General features: G+C 53.5%; 16 protein-coding genes. 10 read left to right on the top strand and 6 right to left on the bottom strand.

Translation table 11 applies throughout. The annotated features are described in order from the left end of the window. The first annotated feature begins 247 nt into the window (after window positions 1-247). From NLX71_RS19900 to NLX71_RS19875, 6 genes are all read left to right on the top strand, one after another. Window positions 248-1,612 carry an aspartate aminotransferase family protein gene (locus NLX71_RS19900; protein ID WP_254365510.1) on the top strand — a complete coding sequence of 455 codons (1,365 nt, stop codon included), beginning with the start codon at window positions 248-250 and terminating at the stop codon, window positions 1,610-1,612. A gap of 19 nt (window positions 1,613-1,631) precedes the next feature. Continuing rightward, a complete protein-coding gene (locus NLX71_RS19895) occupies window positions 1,632-2,327 on the top strand; it encodes a CoA transferase subunit A (protein ID WP_302058355.1) in 696 nt (231 codons plus the stop codon). Beyond that, complete coding sequence (locus tag NLX71_RS19890) at window positions 2,312-2,977, top strand: CoA transferase subunit B (RefSeq protein WP_254365509.1); 666 nt, start codon at window positions 2,312-2,314, stop codon at window positions 2,975-2,977. Before NLX71_RS19895 ends, NLX71_RS19890 begins: the two co-directional genes overlap by 16 nt. Before the next feature lie 99 nt (window positions 2,978-3,076). Then, window positions 3,077-4,354, top strand: a complete 1,278-nt coding sequence (locus tag NLX71_RS19885) for a peptidase (protein ID WP_254365508.1) — start codon at window positions 3,077-3,079, stop codon at window positions 4,352-4,354. An 84-nt stretch (window positions 4,355-4,438) separates the two neighbouring features. Beyond that, the gene (gene gabT, locus NLX71_RS19880) at window positions 4,439-5,809 is read left to right on the top strand and encodes a 4-aminobutyrate--2-oxoglutarate transaminase (protein WP_254365507.1); all 1,371 of its coding nucleotides are present in this window, start codon (window positions 4,439-4,441) and stop codon (window positions 5,807-5,809) included. Window positions 5,810-5,839: 30 nt separating this feature from the next. Beyond that, window positions 5,840-7,264: an aldehyde dehydrogenase family protein gene (locus NLX71_RS19875; RefSeq protein ID WP_254365506.1), complete on the top strand. Its 1,425-nt coding sequence runs from the start codon at window positions 5,840-5,842 to the stop codon at window positions 7,262-7,264. Between the two features lie 144 nt (window positions 7,265-7,408). On the opposite strand, the gene NLX71_RS19870 is transcribed toward NLX71_RS19875, so the two are convergent. Then, entirely contained in the window at window positions 7,409-8,023 is a 615-nt protein-coding gene (locus NLX71_RS19870; protein ID WP_254365505.1) for a hypothetical protein, read from the bottom strand. A 322-nt stretch (window positions 8,024-8,345) separates the two neighbouring features. Here NLX71_RS19870 and NLX71_RS19865 point away from each other — a divergent pair, with 322 nt between their 5' ends. Both NLX71_RS19865 and NLX71_RS19860 read left to right on the top strand, forming a co-directional pair. Further along, on the top strand, window positions 8,346-8,615 hold the full coding sequence (locus NLX71_RS19865; RefSeq protein WP_254365504.1) for a hypothetical protein: 270 nt from the start codon (window positions 8,346-8,348) through the stop codon (window positions 8,613-8,615). Continuing rightward, window positions 8,612-8,893 carry a hypothetical protein gene (locus tag NLX71_RS19860; protein WP_254365503.1) on the top strand — a complete coding sequence of 94 codons (282 nt, stop codon included), beginning with the start codon at window positions 8,612-8,614 and terminating at the stop codon, window positions 8,891-8,893. Before NLX71_RS19865 ends, NLX71_RS19860 begins: the two co-directional genes overlap by 4 nt. A gap of 58 nt (window positions 8,894-8,951) precedes the next feature. Here the strand turns inward: NLX71_RS19860 and ablB are convergent, their stop codons facing one another. Beyond that, window positions 8,952-9,821: a putative beta-lysine N-acetyltransferase gene (gene ablB, locus NLX71_RS19855; protein ID WP_254365502.1), complete on the bottom strand. Its 870-nt coding sequence runs from the start codon at window positions 9,819-9,821 to the stop codon at window positions 8,952-8,954. 377 nt (window positions 9,822-10,198) lie between these two features. On the opposite strand from ablB, the gene NLX71_RS19850 reads away from it, so the two are divergent. Further along, window positions 10,199-10,465 (top strand): YokU family protein, encoded by a 267-nt coding sequence (locus NLX71_RS19850; RefSeq protein WP_254365501.1) that lies wholly within the window; start codon window positions 10,199-10,201, stop codon window positions 10,463-10,465. Window positions 10,466-10,764: 299 nt separating this feature from the next. Here NLX71_RS19850 and kamA read toward each other — a convergent pair whose 3' ends face one another. Both kamA and NLX71_RS19840 read right to left on the bottom strand, forming a co-directional pair. Further along, window positions 10,765-12,186, bottom strand: coding sequence for a lysine 2,3-aminomutase (gene kamA / locus NLX71_RS19845; protein WP_254365511.1), 1,422 nt, complete (start codon window positions 12,184-12,186; stop codon window positions 10,765-10,767). A 118-nt stretch (window positions 12,187-12,304) separates the two neighbouring features. Beyond that, entirely contained in the window at window positions 12,305-13,741 is a 1,437-nt protein-coding gene (locus NLX71_RS19840; RefSeq protein WP_254365500.1) for a sigma-54 interaction domain-containing protein, read from the bottom strand. 270 nt (window positions 13,742-14,011) lie between these two features. Between NLX71_RS19840 and NLX71_RS19835 the strand changes: the two genes are divergently transcribed. After that, window positions 14,012-14,149, top strand: coding sequence for a hypothetical protein (locus tag NLX71_RS19835; RefSeq protein ID WP_254365499.1), 138 nt, complete (start codon window positions 14,012-14,014; stop codon window positions 14,147-14,149). An 80-nt stretch (window positions 14,150-14,229) separates the two neighbouring features. On the opposite strand, the gene NLX71_RS27110 is transcribed toward NLX71_RS19835, so the two are convergent. Beyond that, window positions 14,230-14,523 (bottom strand): DUF5316 family protein, encoded by a 294-nt coding sequence (locus tag NLX71_RS27110; protein WP_375377943.1) that lies wholly within the window; start codon window positions 14,521-14,523, stop codon window positions 14,230-14,232. 48 nt (window positions 14,524-14,571) lie between these two features. Next, window positions 14,572-15,234, bottom strand: coding sequence for a DUF2625 family protein (locus tag NLX71_RS19830; protein ID WP_254365498.1), 663 nt, complete (start codon window positions 15,232-15,234; stop codon window positions 14,572-14,574). Between the last annotated feature and the right edge of the window lie 746 nt (window positions 15,235-15,980).

Here is a 15,980-nt window from a genome sequence, read left to right as displayed (position 1 = left end):
ATTGCGAGGTCGTACCTTTTAATTTTACCACACAAAATGATAGTTGATGAGTGATACGGTTGTTGTCGTTCTTCTATTATTGTTATCCCATACACCGATTGCGTCAGTTTAAACCTAAAAACTGCAACAACATGAAACAATGTAGGACAATTAAGCTATCTAAAGACAGCCCTTGTCCTAAGCCGATTCATCCCATGCCTAAAGGCAAGGGCTTTCTCGGCTAAGATCTGTAAAGAGGGGAACCGACATGACGGATACACATTTGATCAAGCCGATTCTGGACTACGACTATCCAACGGTGGCCAGCGGACAAGGAATTTATCTCTATGACACGGACGGCAACACGTATATTGACGGCTGCTCCGGCGCGGTGACGGCGAGCATCGGCCACGGGGTGCCGGAAATCGTCGAAGCGATGAAGGCGCAGGCGGAAAAAGTATCGTTCGCGTACCGCGCGCAGTTTACGAGCGAGTCTGCCGAAGAGCTTGCGCGCCGATTAAGCAATTGGTCGGGGGGACGCTGGAACTGGTCCTTTTTCGTCAACAGCGGCTCGGAAGCGACGGAAACGGCGATGAAGATTGCAATCCAGCATTGGCAGGAGAAAGGCCGCGAACGCAAAAACCGTTTCATCTCCCGCTGGATGAGCTATCACGGCATTACGATGGGCGCTTTGTCCATGTCCGGCAATATTTTGCGGCGCAAGCGGTTCATTCCGCTGCTCGAGGATTATCCGTCCGTCTCCGCGCCGTACTGCTACCGCTGTCCGCTGAAGGAAGCGCACCCCGGATGCGGCATGAAATGCGCGCAGGAGCTGGAAACGTCGATTCTGCGTATCGGGCCGGAGCATATCGCCGGATTTATCGCGGAGCCGATCATCGGCGCTTCGGGAGGGGCGGTGACGCCGCCGGAGGGCTATTATCAGGAGATTAAGCGCATCTGCGACAAATACGATATCTTGTTCATCGTGGACGAGGTGATGACGGGGCTTGGCAGGACCGGCAAAAAGTTCGGCATCGAGCATTGGGAGGTTACCCCGGACATCGTCGCCTTGGGCAAAGGCATGAGCGCAGGCTACACGCCAATGGCGGCGACGCTGGTCAGCGATAAGGTGATGGAGCCGATTCTGCAAGGGTCCAAGTCGATTATGGCGGGCCATACGTACAGCGCCAATCCGCAATCCGCTGCCGTCTGCCTGGCCGTGCTGGACTATATGGAAAAGCACGATCTGGTTCGTGCGGCCGAAGTGAACGGCGAGTATCTTTTCGGCAAGCTGCAGGAGATGGCCAATCGGTTGGATATTGTAGGCGACGTGCGCGGCAAAGGGCTGCTGCTCGGACTGGAGTTCGTGCCGGATGTACGGACGAAGGGGATTTTCCCGCTATCGCTCGGCGTGACGGCACGGGTCATCAAGCGCGCTTTTGACAAAGGGCTGCTTATTTACCCGGCATCGGGAGGCATCGACGGAGCGGCCGGAGACGCGATTATCGTCTCTCCGCCATTAATTATCACCCCGGAACAAATCGATAGCCTGGTAAGCATATTGGAAAAAAGTATTTTTGAAGTGCAAGAGGAACTGCGGGTGGAAGGCCATTTGAATAAAGCGGCGGTATAAGGGGAAGGGGGAAATACGCATGGAGCTTGTAAAAAAGCGAAGCAAGGTCGCCGGGCTGGAGGACGCGCTTCAGCATATTCGCGACGGGATGACCCTGATGTACGGGGGCTTCGGAGGCGTAGGCAATCCTCCGTCCTTGTGCCAAGGCATATTGGATAAAGGCGTGCGCGATCTCGTTCTGATCGGCAACGACTGCGCGTTCCCGGATATCGGGATCGGGCGGTTGGTCACGGCGGGCCGGGCCAGGAAGGTCATCGTCTCGCACATCGGCTCCAATCCGAACGCCGGAAGGTTCATGAACGAGGGCGTGCTTGAGGTTGAGTTCAGCCCGCAAGGGACGTTGGCCGAGCGCATCCGCGCCGGAGGCGTCGGGTTGGGCGGCATCTTCGTCGATGTCGGCATCGGCACGATTGCCGAAGAGGGCAAGCAACAGATCGTGCTGGACGGCAAGCCGTATTTGATCGAGACGGCGCTGACCGCCGAGGTCAGCATCGTGCACGCGCTGAAGGCTGATCCGTACGGCAACTTGATCTATGACAAAAGCGCCCGCAATTTCAATCCGTTCGTCGCGATGGCTGGAGATTACACCATTGCCGAGGTTGACGAAATCGTGCCGCTCGGCGAGCTGGACCCGGAATGCATCGTCACCCCGGGGATTTATGTCGATATGGTCATACCGAGTCAAGGAGTGAACTGGACATGGGCGTGGGAGTAGAAGATAGCCGTTACCGGATCGCCCGGCGGGCGGCGCAGGAGATTCAAGACGGGATGCTTGTGAACCTCGGCATCGGGATTCCGACCTTGGTGGCCAATTATGTGCCGCCGGAGATCCAAGTGTTTTTTCACGCGGAGAACGGCATTCTAGGCACCGGTCCGAGCCCGGCCAAGGGGAGCGAAGATCCTGCGCTGTGCAATGCCGGAGGCTTTCCGGTGACCATCGTGCCGGGCGCATCGTATTTCGACAGCGCGACCGCGTTCGGGATCATTCGCCGCGGCTATGTGGATATCACGATTCTGGGCGCGCTCGAAGTGAGCCAGCACGGGGATTTGGCGAACTGGATCGTTCCCGGCAAACGGGTGCCCGGCATGGGCGGAGCGATGGAGCTGGCGCAAAAGTCGCGCAAGGTCATCGTGCTGATGAATCACACGAACAAGCAGGGCGAGTCGAAAATATTGAAGCAGTGCTCGCTTCCGTTAACCGCGCCGCGCTGCGTGGATATGATCATTACCGAAATGGCCGTGATGGAAGTAACGGACGAAGGACTTGTTTTGCGGGAAGTGATGGCCCCCTATACAGCAGAAGATGTCATCCGGCAGACGGAGGCGGAATTGATCGTTCCGTCCGTGGTGTCCACGATTCAATAAGGGAGGCAATCCGTGATGAACGAAGTCGTTATCGCGGCAGGGGTCCGCACGGCGGTTGGAGCCTTCGGTGAGTGAGGCGTAGAAATAAGGAGGAGGAACATGGCAGAGCTCCAAGCACGGATTAAGCAGTGGGTGCGTACGAACAGCGGGGAAGGCATGGCCTTCTTGCAGCGGCTAGTGCAGGTGCCAAGCACGCAGGGCCATGAAGCTGCGGCGCAGGCTTTGGTCGCCGAGAAGCTGCAGCAGATGGGCTTAGAGGTCGACGTATGGGAGTTGGACGGGGAAGCTCTGAAGAAGCATCCGTACTTTTGCTCCTCGCGGCCGGATTTCGATAACTGCCCGAATGTGGTCGGCATTCTGCGCGGTTCCGGCGGCGGCAAGTCGATCATTTTGAACGGACATATCGACGTCGTCCCGGAGGGGGAGCGCGAGCAGTGGTCAGACGATCCTTACAGCGGTGCGATCCGGGACGGCAGGATGTACGGCCGCGGCGTCACGGATATGAAAGGCGGCAACGTCTCCCTGCTGCTGGCGATCCAAGCGATCCAGGGGCTGGGCCTCCGGCTGAAAGGCGACGTCATCTTTCAGAGCGTCGTCGAGGAGGAAAGCGGCGGGGCCGGTACGCTCGCGACCGTGATGCGGGGCTACCAGGCCGATGCGGCGATCATCCCGGAGCCGACGAATATGCGTATTTTCCCGAAGCAGCAAGGCTCGATGTGGTTCCGGATTCAAGTGAAAGGCCGAGCGGCGCACGGCGGCACTCGGTATGAGGGAGTCAGCGCCATCGAGAAAAGCTTGCTCGTCATTCGCCACATTCAAGCGCTGGAGGAGCGGCGCAACGCCCGGATCACTGATCCGCTGTATCAAAATACGCCGATTCCGATCCCGATCAACATCGGGGTCATCCAAGGCGGCAACTGGCCGTCCTCGGTTCCCGATCTCGTTCGCTTGGAAGGCCGGATGGGCGTCTCGCCCGAGGAAACGATCGAGGAAGCGAAGCTGGAGATGGAGCAGTGGCTGGAGCGGCTTGCCGAGCAGGACCCGTGGTTCAAGGAGCACGCTCCCGTCTTGGAATGGTTCGGCGCCCGCTGGATTCCCGGGTCGATGGACATGGAGCATGAGCTCATGCACACCTTGGCGGAGCAGTACCGCAAGGTCTCCGGAGCGGAGCCGATCATTGAAGCGTCCCCGTGGGGAACCGACGGCGGCCTGCTGACCCAAGCGGGCAAGACGCCTGCTATCGTGTTCGGGCCGGGAGTTACGGAGGTCGCTCATTACCCGAACGAATATATCGAGCTGAACAAAGTGACGGAAGCGGCGGAAATCATCGCTTTGACGCTCATTCAGTGGTGCGGTCTGGACGAAACGAACGGCTAAACCGGCGTTTTTTTACGGTACGGTAAGGTATGGTAAGGGCCTTATCACTCATATGTTTTTTCAAGCCGAAAGGGGAACAAACCAATGACAGCCCAACGAAAATTCGTATCGGTTGCAGCCGAATTGCCGGGAGCGAAGACAAAAGCGCTTCTGGAGCGGAGACAGCAAACGGTATCCAAGGGAGTAGGCAACAACCATCCTTTGTTTGTCGAGAGAGCGCAGGGGGCGCTGCTGTACGATGTGGACGGCAACGTGTTCCTGGACTTCGTCGGCGCGATCGGCACCATCAACGTGGGCCACAGCCCGGCCGAGGTTGTAGACGCCATTAAGGAGCAGGCGGAAAAATACATTCATACGTGCTTCCATGTCGGAATGTATGAGCCTTATGTGGCGTTGGCGGAGAAGCTCGCTGAGATCACGCCGGGCGATTTTGCGAAAAAAACCGTGCTCTTGAACAGCGGCGCGGAGGCGGTCGAGAACGCGGTGAAGATCGCGCGGAAATATACAGGCAGAACGGGCATCGTCTCGTTCACCCGCGGCTTTCACGGCCGGACCCTGCTCGGCATGTCCTTGACCAGCAAAGTAAAGCCGTACAAATACCAGATGGGGCCTTATGCCCCGGCGATTTATAAAGCGCCGTTTCCTTATCCGTACCAACGTCCCGCGTCGATGAGCGAGGAAGAGTACGGGGACTTTTGCCTGAAACAGTTCGAGGACTTCCTGCTGACCGAGGTCGCCCCGGAAGAGCTGGCGGCGGTCATTATGGAGCCGGTGCAGGGCGAGGGAGGCTTCATCGTTCCGCCAAAATCGTTCGTGCAGGGCGTCTTTCAGATTTGCAAGAAGCATGGTATTTTGTTTATTGCCGATGAAATTCAGACCGGCTTCGGGCGGACCGGGGAAATGTTCGCTTCGACGCTGTTCGAGATCGAGCCGGACCTTATCACGCTTTCCAAATCGATCGCCGCAGGTCTTCCGATCAGTGCCGTCGTCGGCAGAGCGGAGATCATGGACGCCCCGAACCCGGGCGAAATTGGCGGAACCTATGGCGGCAGCCCGCTCGGGTGCGCTGCGGCTTTGGCGGTCATTGAGATGATGCAGCGCGAAGACTTGTCGGGAAAATCGCGGGTTATCGGCGACACGATCCAGAGTCATTTCCGCAAGATGCAGGAAGAGTTTAAAATCATCGGAGATGTTCGCGGGCTGGGCGCGATGTGCGCCGTGGAGTTCGTCGATCCGGCGAACGGCAAGCCGGCCAAAGAGTTCGTTGCAGCTTTGCTGCAAGCTTGTTACCGAAAAGGAGTGGTCCTGCTCGGCGCAGGAGTCCACAGCAATATTGTCCGTTTCTTGACCCCGCTTGTCATTACGGAGGAGCAGCTGCAAGAAGGGCTCGACATTATCAGCGAGGCCATGGCGGAGCTGAGCGCCGTATCGGCCGGAGCGGGCAAGGCGGACTGATCGTATCGCATAAGGAGGCGGATTCACTTCATGAAAAAGCATGCATTCATCGACGGAACCTGGGTTGAAACGAAAAATTACACCTCGCTGTACTCGCCGTACTCCAAAGAAAAGTTAGCCGACATCGCTTCGGCTGACCTCGCGGAGACCGAGCTGGCGATCGAAGCGGCGGTCCGCTGCAAGCCGGTCATGCGAAGCATGCCGGCCCATCAACGGGCCCGCATTCTGGAAACCGTGTCCCGCCTGCTGGAACAGCGCCGCGAAGAAGCGGCCCGCCTCATCGCGCTGGAAGCCGCCAAGCCGATCAAAGCCGCATTGATCGAGGTGGACCGCACGATCCAGACGTATAAGCTGGCGGGCGAGGAAGCAAAGCGGATTCACGGCGAAACGTTGGCGATGGACGCCGTTCCCGGAGGGGAAGGACGCTTCGCTTATACCGTGAGAGAGCCACTGGGCGTGGTCGGTGCGGTCACCCCGTTCAATTTCCCGATGAATTTGGTCGCCCATAAGCTGGGCCCGGCGATTGCCGCAGGCAATACCGTCGTCCTGAAGCCTGCGGGCCAGACGCCGTTATCCGCGTTCTTCATCGCGGAGCTGTTCATGGAAGCCGGGCTTCCTGCCGGCGCTCTGAACGTCGTCACCGGCGCGGGCAGAGTCATTGGCGATAAAATCGTCGAGGACCCCCGCGTCGATGTCATCACGTTCACGGGAAGCCCGTCCGTCGGCAAAAGCATCCGCGCGAAAGCCGGATTGAAGCGGGTTACGCTGGAGCTGGGCTCCAATTCCGCGGTTATCGTGGACAGTGACGCCCGGATCGATTCCATTATTGCGCGCTGTGTCACGGGCGCTTTCTCGTTCCAGGGCCAAGTCTGCATCTCCTTGCAGCGGGTGTACGTCATGGAGGAAAGGTATGACGAATTTGTCGAAAAATTCGTCGCAGCGGCCAAGCAGCTCAAGCTTGGAGACCCGCTGGATGCCGAGACGGATCTGTCCGCGATGATCTCCGAACGTGAAACGGAGCGGGCCGTGGCATGGATTCAAGAAGCCGAGCAGCAGGGGGCAACCGTGGCGCTGGGCGGAACGGCCGAAGGCGGGATTCTCGCGCCGACGGTGCTGCTGAATGTCCCTCCTGACGCGCAAGTATCGTGCAAGGAAGTGTTCGCTCCGATTGTGCTGATCAACAAGGTTAGCTCGGTGGAGGAAGCGGTAGACTGGGTCAACCATTCCGTCTACGGGCTTCAGGCCGGGATTTATACCGACAACCTGCATACGGCCATGAACGCGATCGATAAGCTGCATGTCGGCGGCGTCATGATCAATGATATTCCGACCTTCCGGCTCGATCATATGCCCTACGGCGGCGTGAAAGAAAGCGGCGTCGGACGCGAAGGCGTCAAGTATGCGGTGGAGGAATTGACGGAGCTGAAACTCGTGGTGTTTAACCGTAGTCGGTAAGGTGGGGAGGAGCTACTAAAGTTTGTTATCGATTTGCATCTGATAGGAAATAGCGAATTCGAAGGACGCTACTGATTTGGCTGAAAACGCCTATAGTAGCGTCTTCTTTTGTTATTGTTTCAGATGGAGTTGCTTAACGTTAGTTCATTTTGTGTTAGCCGGATCGATAAAATGGTTGGATAACTGGATGTTCTTAATACGATTGTTGTCATCCATTAGAAATAGGAGGTAAGGATGGTATACGCCCTCGGTCTGAGTAACACCAGTTACCCAGTAACTTGCCGCTTTATTACCGTCAGCTTCTATTTTTTGATAGCTATTCATGAGTTGTTCGGCTGAATCACCAATGCCGATGTCCTTATCCGTTTTCAAGGTAGAAGGACTCGCCAACAAAATATTTTCTACACCACCGACCGGGTCCTTTTCGCTATTACGATAAAAAAGGATTCTGGCATTCTGCTTTTCATAATACCATTCGACTTCCGGGGTTCCCCCGCCACTATTAATGATTTGTGTTGGCTCTCCAAGTAAGGATTTGACTTTTTCATGACTATCCCCAATATGGATACCTCCGATGGAAGTATTCTCTTTTGTGAGCGGGCCTGGACCCTTCTCAATCGGTTTGAATTGATGTTGCTTCGTATTTACAGCGGCAACACCTTTGTTTGGTTCCGCTGGTTTATTCGTACTAATAACTCCACAGCCATTCAATAATACGCAACCTATAAACAAAATAATGGTTCCAAGTTTGCATTTCATTTCCAATCACCTCTTAATGCGCTATTATTTTACCAAATAAAACAAGGGAATGCTTATGGAAATCGACTGGATTTTATTGTTTGTTGGGAGGAGTACGAAAGTGGAGGTATGTAGGTTAGGCAATCCATTGTTGGATACTGCCAGGAGGGTTGGTCCCGAGCCATGTGCTGGATACGAAGCGGCAGGTGCATTACAACACGCCTGAGAATCGGTTCGTGCGTTGGGTGGGTCCTTCTAAAAAAATGCCATCAAACATCGCGTTACGTACCACCTTAGCCTGTGGTATGATTAAAATATCGTAATGAAATGGGTGGTGATCGATATGGAAGAGGTTCGTACAACTGAGGACTTAATGGAGCAATTTATAAATATGAGCCGTGAGGATTCCGTACGTCAGGTTTTTATTCCCGGAAAAGGAAAATTTACTATTGTTCTGCAAGAAGAAGATCAAAATTCCATTGCCTCAGATGTTCTATCAAGCCCACATCTCAAACAAATGATGGATGAAAGCCTAGAGGCATTTAGACAAGGGAAAACTACATCCACTTCCGATTTAATAAAGCGATTGTCTCCCAGAGATTTTATGAAATGAAAAAAAATCAAGTTGTTTGGCCTGAGCCGATCATTGAGAAATTGCGTTCTTTTCGCGGCGAACATTTTACTTCTGAAGAAACTTATAATTTTATTGCGAAACTCGTGATGGAAGTAGAAGATTTGCTACTAAATCCAGTGATCGGGCTTACCTATGTCGAAGAATTTGGTGAATTTCAAGGTTTTTCACGGGCAATCATTAGGAAGTTTAGGATTTACTATCAAACTATTGAAAATCAATTGGTGGTAATCGCTATATTGTTTCCCGGTGAAAGATAGTTTTTTGCGAGAATAAATTGCATGTCCTATCCGTATGAAAGGGAAGGCCTAGCTTCCGCTAAGTCCTTCCCTCCCCGAGGTCTTTAACCCACAGATTCATATCCTCGAATTTGTCGTAAATCTCGACGCTTTTCGTCAGTCGGCCGTAGTAACGGTACCCCATCTGCCCGAGGGCGGCATTCATGCCGAACGAAAGGGCTCTCGCCAGCGAATAGGCGCAATAGATGTTCCTGCTGTGCAATTCCTCCTCCAGCGCATGAATGATCACTCTCATGAGTCCCAGCTTGCGGTAAGCGGGGAGCGTAGCACAATCCGTAATTTCCGCATTGCGGTACGCTTCGTTGATTTCCGCCGAGGCGGCGCTGATCAGCAGGCCTGCTTGTTCCACAATATAAAAGACGGTGCCCTCCCGGATGACCTTCTCGACGTACCATGGCTGGCTCATAGGTGTTGGGTACGTTTGAAATACTTGGCCATACAAAGCGGCAAGCGCCTCGGCATCTTCCGGCTCGGCGACGCGCAGCGTACAGTCCGCGGGGATCTGCGGGCATTCCGGCTTCAAGGGGAGCTGAAGCACTTGCCCCAAAATGTGATCTTCCTCGATCCAGTAATCGCTGGTCCGACGCTCCAGATCGAAGTAGACGGCCATACAATAGGCGTCGCTGCCAAGAAAGTAGCCTTTATAGATCCCTTCAAGCGTGCAGCCTTTGGATAAAAAGGCAGGCCAATCTTCTTCACGCGACTTGACGAAGGCTTTGGTTAACGCATGCTGGCTGGCAAGCTCGCACATACGCCCGTAAATAGCATCGATATTTCCCCGGTAATCGTCTATCCGTATCCTTTTGTTAAAGAAATCGAGGCAGACATGCATCTCGTAATCGCGTCCCTGCTCGACTTGATTGGTATAGTAAGCTTGTTCTTCCAGCATTTTTTTTCCTCCTCAGAGCTTTTCGTAGAAAAGCTGACTTCGTAAGCATGTGCTTAGCTTTCCGTAGGAAAGCTACTTCGTAAGCATGTGCTTAGATTTCCGTAAGAAAGCTACTTCACAAATATACCCCACACATTCGGTCCATCCCTAAGTTTAAAGCAAAAACAGGGCTAATGCGAGAGGGGATCACGTCTATTCTCCCGGCGGACAAAAAGTTTTGCTGCAAGATGATGGCGAAGTGCAAAAGATTTTGCGGCATTGTATGGCTTTCACCCGGTCTATAAGGTTATTTCGTTCCCATCCTAAGTTGGCATCAACTTTGCTTATATACAATATGGTAAAAATATTGACAACCTGGAGAGGGGAGAGAACGAACGATGAAATGTATGTGGTGCAATGCGGAAGCGATCTGCGAGAGCGTAAAAGATTGCTATTGGGTGGCGCCGGACGGGAAAACGGCGGTGCAGATTATGGAAGCTCCGGCGTTGGATTGTCCTAACTGCGGACAATACGTTACCGAAAACATGTCGCAGCGAATCGAAGAGGCGCTTTATTTGAACGACTTCTCTGCGCTGGGAAGCAAGTTTCGTTACGAAGAGCTGATGAACGCGCCGCGAATCAACAAATTTTCAAGCAAAGGTTAAATAGGAACGTACTTGCTGCCCACGCAGCCCGAATAAAGCCCTCGACGCTCCCTGGTGGAATGCGCGAGGGCTAATTCGCTTGCCCCGACGTTTTGCGCCAGAGGCCAACCGCCCGCCGTATTACAACAAAACGCGCTCCGAGAGAGGCTTACGTTGGTAAAACTCCGGTAGCCTTCGGAAAAAACGCCTGGCAGACGTGCCCCCCGCACAGCCCTTCCGCATGCCAAAATCCTTACACAGCCCTCGCCTGCCAAGCCAGCCAAGGAGGAACCGCCCAAGCTCCCCCTATCGCCAACGCCTCACGCTTCCGCGTTTGAAGCGTTCTCCTTCTGCTTCACCGCTTTGATCAGCTTTTCCTTCATTTCATCCCGCTTTTGCCGGCGGTCTTTCAGCGAGGTGTGCTCGGAAGCTTCCTCGTACGATTTTCTGCGGCCGATGCGGTGCAAGTTTTCCGGCACCAGGTTGAATTTTTCATCCTTCATGAGGGCGATAATTCCTGTGCTTGCCGGTGCTTGCTGGATGCCGTAAATTTCGTTGAAGTATTCGTCGGCGCGGCCCGAGACATAATTTTTCGGCTCCGGGTAGCCGACGATAACGCCTTCATAGTTGCGCAGGATGACTTTATCCTGGCTTTGCGAGATCAGATAATTCGGCTGCAGCGCGATTTTTCCGCCGCCTCCGGGGGCGTCGACGACGAAGGTCGGGACGGCATAGCCCGAAGTATGGCCACGCAGCGCCTCGATAATCTCCAACCCTTTGGACACGGGCGCACGGAAATGGCCGATACCTTCGGACAAATCGCATTGGTAAATATAGTAGGGGCGGACGCGGATTTTGACCAGGTCGTGCATAAGCTTTTTCATAATATGCGTGCTGTCGTTAATGCCCGCCAGAATGACCGCCTGATTCCCCAGCGGAACGCCCGCGTTGGCCAGCATTTCGCAAGCCTGCTTCGCCTCGGCCGTAATTTCCAAAGGATGATTGAAATGCGTGTTCAGCCATACCGGATGGTACTTTTTCAGGATGTTGCACAGGTTTTCCGTAATGCGCTGCGGGAAGACGACCGGAGCCCGCGTGCCGATCCGGATAATCTCGACGTGGGGGATCGCCCGCAAATTTTTCAATATATATTCCACAATGTTGTCGTTGATGAGCAAGCCGTCGCCCCCGGACAGCAGCACGTCGCGGACTTCCGGCGTGCGGCGGATGTAGTCGATGGCGTCGTCCAGCTGCTTCTTGGGCACCCCCATGCCCACTTGGCCCGAGAAACGGCGGCGCGTACAGTAGCGGCAGTACATCGAGCATTGGTTGGTCACCAGAAACAGCACCCGGTCGGGGTAACGGTGGGTTAAGCCCGGCGTCGGGGAATCCTCGTCCTCGTGGAGCGGGTCCTCCAGATCGTATTTCGTCTTCAGCAGCTCGGCGGAGATCGGAACCGACTGCAAGCGGATCGGGCAGCGGGGATCGTCCGGGTGCATAAGCGAAGCGTAATACGGCGTTATATTCAATGGAATCGTTTGCGTCGAAATGCGCACGCCTTCCTCTTCCTCGGGAGTCAAATTCACGACCTGCTTCAACTCGTCCAAGGTGCGGATCGTGTGCGTCAACTGCCACAGCCAATCGTTCCACTGTTCCTCCGTCACGTCTTTCCACAGTTCGACGTCTTTCCAGTGCCGTTGGCTGCTGAGAGGGGGAACGTTTGCTTTGCTTTGCGGATCCATCATCGGTACGCTCATCGCGAGCACCTCCATTAATCGTTTTCGCTAATTTAATAAGCAAAAACCGTGCCAATATTGGGAGATGCTGGGCCCGTACCGATCTGGCAAAAGAAAACCCGCGCTACGGCTTCCTCGCGATCCCGTACCGGTTCAGCTTGTACTGCAAAGCCTGCCGCTTGATCCCCAAGGCTTGCGCGGCAAGGCTGATGTTGTAGCCGTGACGCTTGAGCGCGTCGACGATCGCATCCCGCTCCATCTGCTTCATCCGGTCGGTTAACTTCCCTGCCGGGAACGCGGTGAGGTCCGGCTTCCGCAGAGAGGTGACCGGCATGGGACTGGGAGCCTCCCTCAGATTCGTAGGCAGATGATGCACCTCAAGGATCTCCTCTTCCGGCTCGATCATATTGAAGGCAGATTCGATGGCATGCCCCAATTCGCGAACGTTGCCGGGCCAGGCGTAAGCCATGAACCGCTGCATGGCGGACGGAGCCAGTCCCGTAATTTTCATGCCGAACATCGGATTGAACTTCTCGATAAAATGCTGCGCGAGCAGCGGAATGTCCTCCTGCCTGCGCAGCAGCGGGGGAAGCTGGAGGTTGACGACATTCAGCCGGTAAAAGAGGTCGTGCCGCAAAATGCCTTTGTCCAGCGCTTCCTGCGGTTCCATGTTCATCGCTGCGACGATTCTGACGTTCACCTGCTGCTCCGACGTCCCCCCGATTCGCCGCACGATGCCGTCCTGCAGCACCCGCAGCAGCTTGGCCTGAAGCAGCAGATCCAAGCTGTTGATCTCGTCCAGAAACAGCGTGCCGCCGCTGGCCTGCTCGAACAAGCCCGCACGGTCCACCGCTCCGGTGAACGCGCCTCGGGTCGTGCCGAACATGATGCCCTCCATCAGGTCGCCGGGCACGGCGGCGCAGTTCTGCGCGATAAACGGATGATTGCGGCGGACGCTCGCATTGTGCATGCTCTGGGCAAACAATTCCTTGCCCGTGCCCGTGGCCCCGCAGATGAAGACGGGGGAGCTGGTGCGGGAAGCTTTTTTAGCCGTAGAAACCGCTTCCAGAAACACCGGGCTTTGCCCGATCAGATCGCTGAAATGATAGCGGGCCGCGCCCGTCTTTTTGCCGTCTTTCTGCTTGGCTTGGTATAGCTGGTGGCGCAGGTCCAGAATTTGGTCGTGAAGCTGAACGATGCTGGTAATGTCTTTGGCGACCTCCAAGGCTCCCGTGAGTTTGTTGTTATCGAAGAGCGGATATGTGCGGTTGATGGTCGTAATGCGTTTGCCCGTGACGTTGACGTAGGTCTGTATTTTTTCGGGCACCTCTTGTCCGGTCTGCAGCACCTTAGCCAGCGTGCTCGTTTCGTGGGTTAAGGAAGGGTAGACGTGAAAAATATTTTTATGCAGCACCTGCTTCCGCGCAAGGCTGTCGATCTCCGCCATTTTGTCGTTATAAAAGACGGTCGTGCCTTCCCGGTTCACCAGATGGACGCCCACGTCGACCATATTTAATATTTTCTCGAAATATTGAGACCCGAATTCGTTCGGATCGGACATCAGGATCACCGCCTCCAGAAAAATCTCTCACCTAAAACCATATGGCATGTCGAATAAGAAAAGAACATCGGCCCCCTTGCGCGATTAAGGTACGGAACTATTCTACTTGATAAACACAATTTAGGCAAAATTTTGAATATTTAGAAGGGTCATTGACGCAGGGAATTTTGCACTCGCGAAAAGCCTGGCGAAAAAAATCTTGCACCGCCGAGAACCAAAGGGCGATCACGAGGACTCTAATGGGGTGTATTGAATATGCGGGAGAGGAAGATGTACGGCGGTGCACGTGCCGCAGAAGGCTTTTGCAGCAAGGCCTATTCGTACGTGCAGGAGTGCGCGCCGCTGAATACAAAACTGCCGGTTCGTCTGACGACGTACACGATGCAGCAAATCGAATTTTGTAAGTAACTGGAAATGCGAATGCTGATTCGTTGATGTGTTTAAAGCCGTGCGCTCCTTGGTATATGGACATGAACGGCTTTTCCGTTTTACAGCGAACCGAAATAAACGACGGCGGCCAGGAGCAGGTTGGGGAATCCGGTTATAAAACAATACGTTGCCCATTTCTGTCTGGCTTCTCTGTCATGGGTATGGCTGATCCAATAACTAGCCCTCTCCCGATCTCCGCTTACGCCGGAACCGGTGAGGATCGCTGCCACTCCCATAAAAATCAGCCCGAATCCCCCGGCATACGTATAAAATATTGCAGGGTCTTTCAAAAAGATAGCAGTCAGTGCGACAACGAGCAAGCAACTAGGCCCAAGGATGAAGGAGTTTCTCACAAGGATCAAACCCCATTTTCGATGGAATCTTATCCAATTAGCACTTTCTTATTTGAGTTTACTATCGTATGCATAAATTTTCCATAGCTCCTCGATCGGCACGACGGATCTGGCGCGACTGGTAACGGGACCGCCGTCCGCCCACAAGAACGGATAAATCGACACTCCCTGATTTCCATCGATATGCCGAACCTCTTCCACCCAGCCTTCCCAACGAAAAGTCTCATAAAACTTCTGCACATCGCCAAAGCAAGCCCAATATAAAAAATCTGAAAAACCCATATCCAGACTTTCCCACTCCAACGTATCGGGAGCGAAATAAAACACATCTCCCGGCTTGCCCTCGAAAGCACCACCGTTCAGCGCGAAAAAGCCGCCTGCTACGTCGTCGGCGATTAAGAACGATGAAGGAAGTCTTGAGCTTTTTCCATCGGTGCCGATTTCATTCCACGTGATCAAATTCCTCGGCAGCCGACGACTGCCGGAGCCCAAGATACGCAGCCAACCGTTCTCGATGAAGATGCCGCCGGTATAATACGCAACTGTACCTAATACGGACCTGGTCGTAATTTGCAGTTGATGCAATACCTCTCTGGCTTCGTGCGGATTCGCCGGTAAAATTTCGACGGTATTGGCGGCTTTGGAAACCCAGTCCTGCACTTCTAGCCATGTGGACTCCGATTCGTCAATGAGTTCATCCAACGATTTCATGGTATAGCACCTCATTTGATATAGAGATCGAATTAATTTCGCCAAGAGTCAAATCTCGGCATACTTAAAGGAATGACGGAAGAGTCCCGTCACGGGCAGGTCGAGGTTTGTACCGGGGACAGGATAAGTTTACAATAACGTGGCGAAAATTTACAAGGACTCGTTGGGCGGAACAATAAGCAGAAAGTAAAGAACGCAAACCTGCACGGTTAGAATTGCCGGGTTTGCGTTTCTTTTTTTGCGAGCTGAGAGAATTGCGAGGAGGAGGGTGGCTATTGTATATGCTCACTGGAGCAATGTCAAAATAGGTCAAAGGTATAATCCGAGTATCTCGCAAGACTGGGGTAAGTTTTATGGATACCCAAGAAATCGAATTTTAGTTGATTACACTTCACAAAGTGATGAAAAGGTTTGGATTCAAACAGCGCCATTTTGATATAATATGTATATTCTGGGACATTATGTTGTTCCGGCATATATTCATAATAGCTTAATTTAGAAGGTGAATTAGTGAGTAGGTTGAAAGTTTTTTTTGTTATCCTTCTTTCGATTATCGTATTAATTTCTAGTTTATTTTATTAAATCTGATCCAAATTCTTTGGAAGAAAATGAAGTTAATCAAGTTATACACGAGTTTTATTTGGCATACATGTCCGACCCTTCATTGAATCAAGCTGCAAAGTACATTAAAATTGATAAATATGCAAATCAACTACTTCTTTATAGATTTTATTATGGTGAAATAC

The organism is Paenibacillus sp. MZ04-78.2 (assembly GCF_024213375.1).
In the GTDB taxonomy this organism is placed as follows: domain Bacteria; phylum Bacillota; class Bacilli; order Paenibacillales; family NBRC-103111; genus Paenibacillus_G.
This window is presented reverse-complemented; position numbering and strand designations above follow the sequence as displayed.

Coding starts and splice junctions, on each gene's coding strand:
- gabT (WP_254365507.1), top strand. CDS start 4,439: ATGACAGCCCAACGAAAATTCGTATCGGTTGCAGCCGAATTGCCGGGA.
- NLX71_RS19890 (WP_254365509.1), top strand. CDS start 2,312: ATGGGCGTGGGAGTAGAAGATAGCCGTTACCGGATCGCCCGGCGGGCG.
- NLX71_RS19885 (WP_254365508.1), top strand. CDS start 3,077: ATGGCAGAGCTCCAAGCACGGATTAAGCAGTGGGTGCGTACGAACAGC.
- NLX71_RS19900 (WP_254365510.1), top strand. CDS start 248: ATGACGGATACACATTTGATCAAGCCGATTCTGGACTACGACTATCCA.
- NLX71_RS19830 (WP_254365498.1), bottom strand. CDS start 15,234: ATGAAATCGTTGGATGAACTCATTGACGAATCGGAGTCCACATGGCTA.
- ablB (WP_254365502.1), bottom strand. CDS start 9,821: ATGCTGGAAGAACAAGCTTACTATACCAATCAAGTCGAGCAGGGACGC.
- NLX71_RS19870 (WP_254365505.1), bottom strand. CDS start 8,023: ATGAAATGCAAACTTGGAACCATTATTTTGTTTATAGGTTGCGTATTA.
- NLX71_RS19895 (WP_302058355.1), top strand. CDS start 1,632: ATGGAGCTTGTAAAAAAGCGAAGCAAGGTCGCCGGGCTGGAGGACGCG.
- NLX71_RS19875 (WP_254365506.1), top strand. CDS start 5,840: ATGAAAAAGCATGCATTCATCGACGGAACCTGGGTTGAAACGAAAAAT.
- kamA (WP_254365511.1), bottom strand. CDS start 12,186: ATGGATCCGCAAAGCAAAGCAAACGTTCCCCCTCTCAGCAGCCAACGG.
- NLX71_RS19840 (WP_254365500.1), bottom strand. CDS start 13,741: ATGTCCGATCCGAACGAATTCGGGTCTCAATATTTCGAGAAAATATTA.
- NLX71_RS19865 (WP_254365504.1), top strand. CDS start 8,346: ATGGAAGAGGTTCGTACAACTGAGGACTTAATGGAGCAATTTATAAAT.
- NLX71_RS19850 (WP_254365501.1), top strand. CDS start 10,199: ATGAAATGTATGTGGTGCAATGCGGAAGCGATCTGCGAGAGCGTAAAA.
- NLX71_RS19860 (WP_254365503.1), top strand. CDS start 8,612: ATGAAAAAAAATCAAGTTGTTTGGCCTGAGCCGATCATTGAGAAATTG.
- NLX71_RS19835 (WP_254365499.1), top strand. CDS start 14,012: ATGTACGGCGGTGCACGTGCCGCAGAAGGCTTTTGCAGCAAGGCCTAT.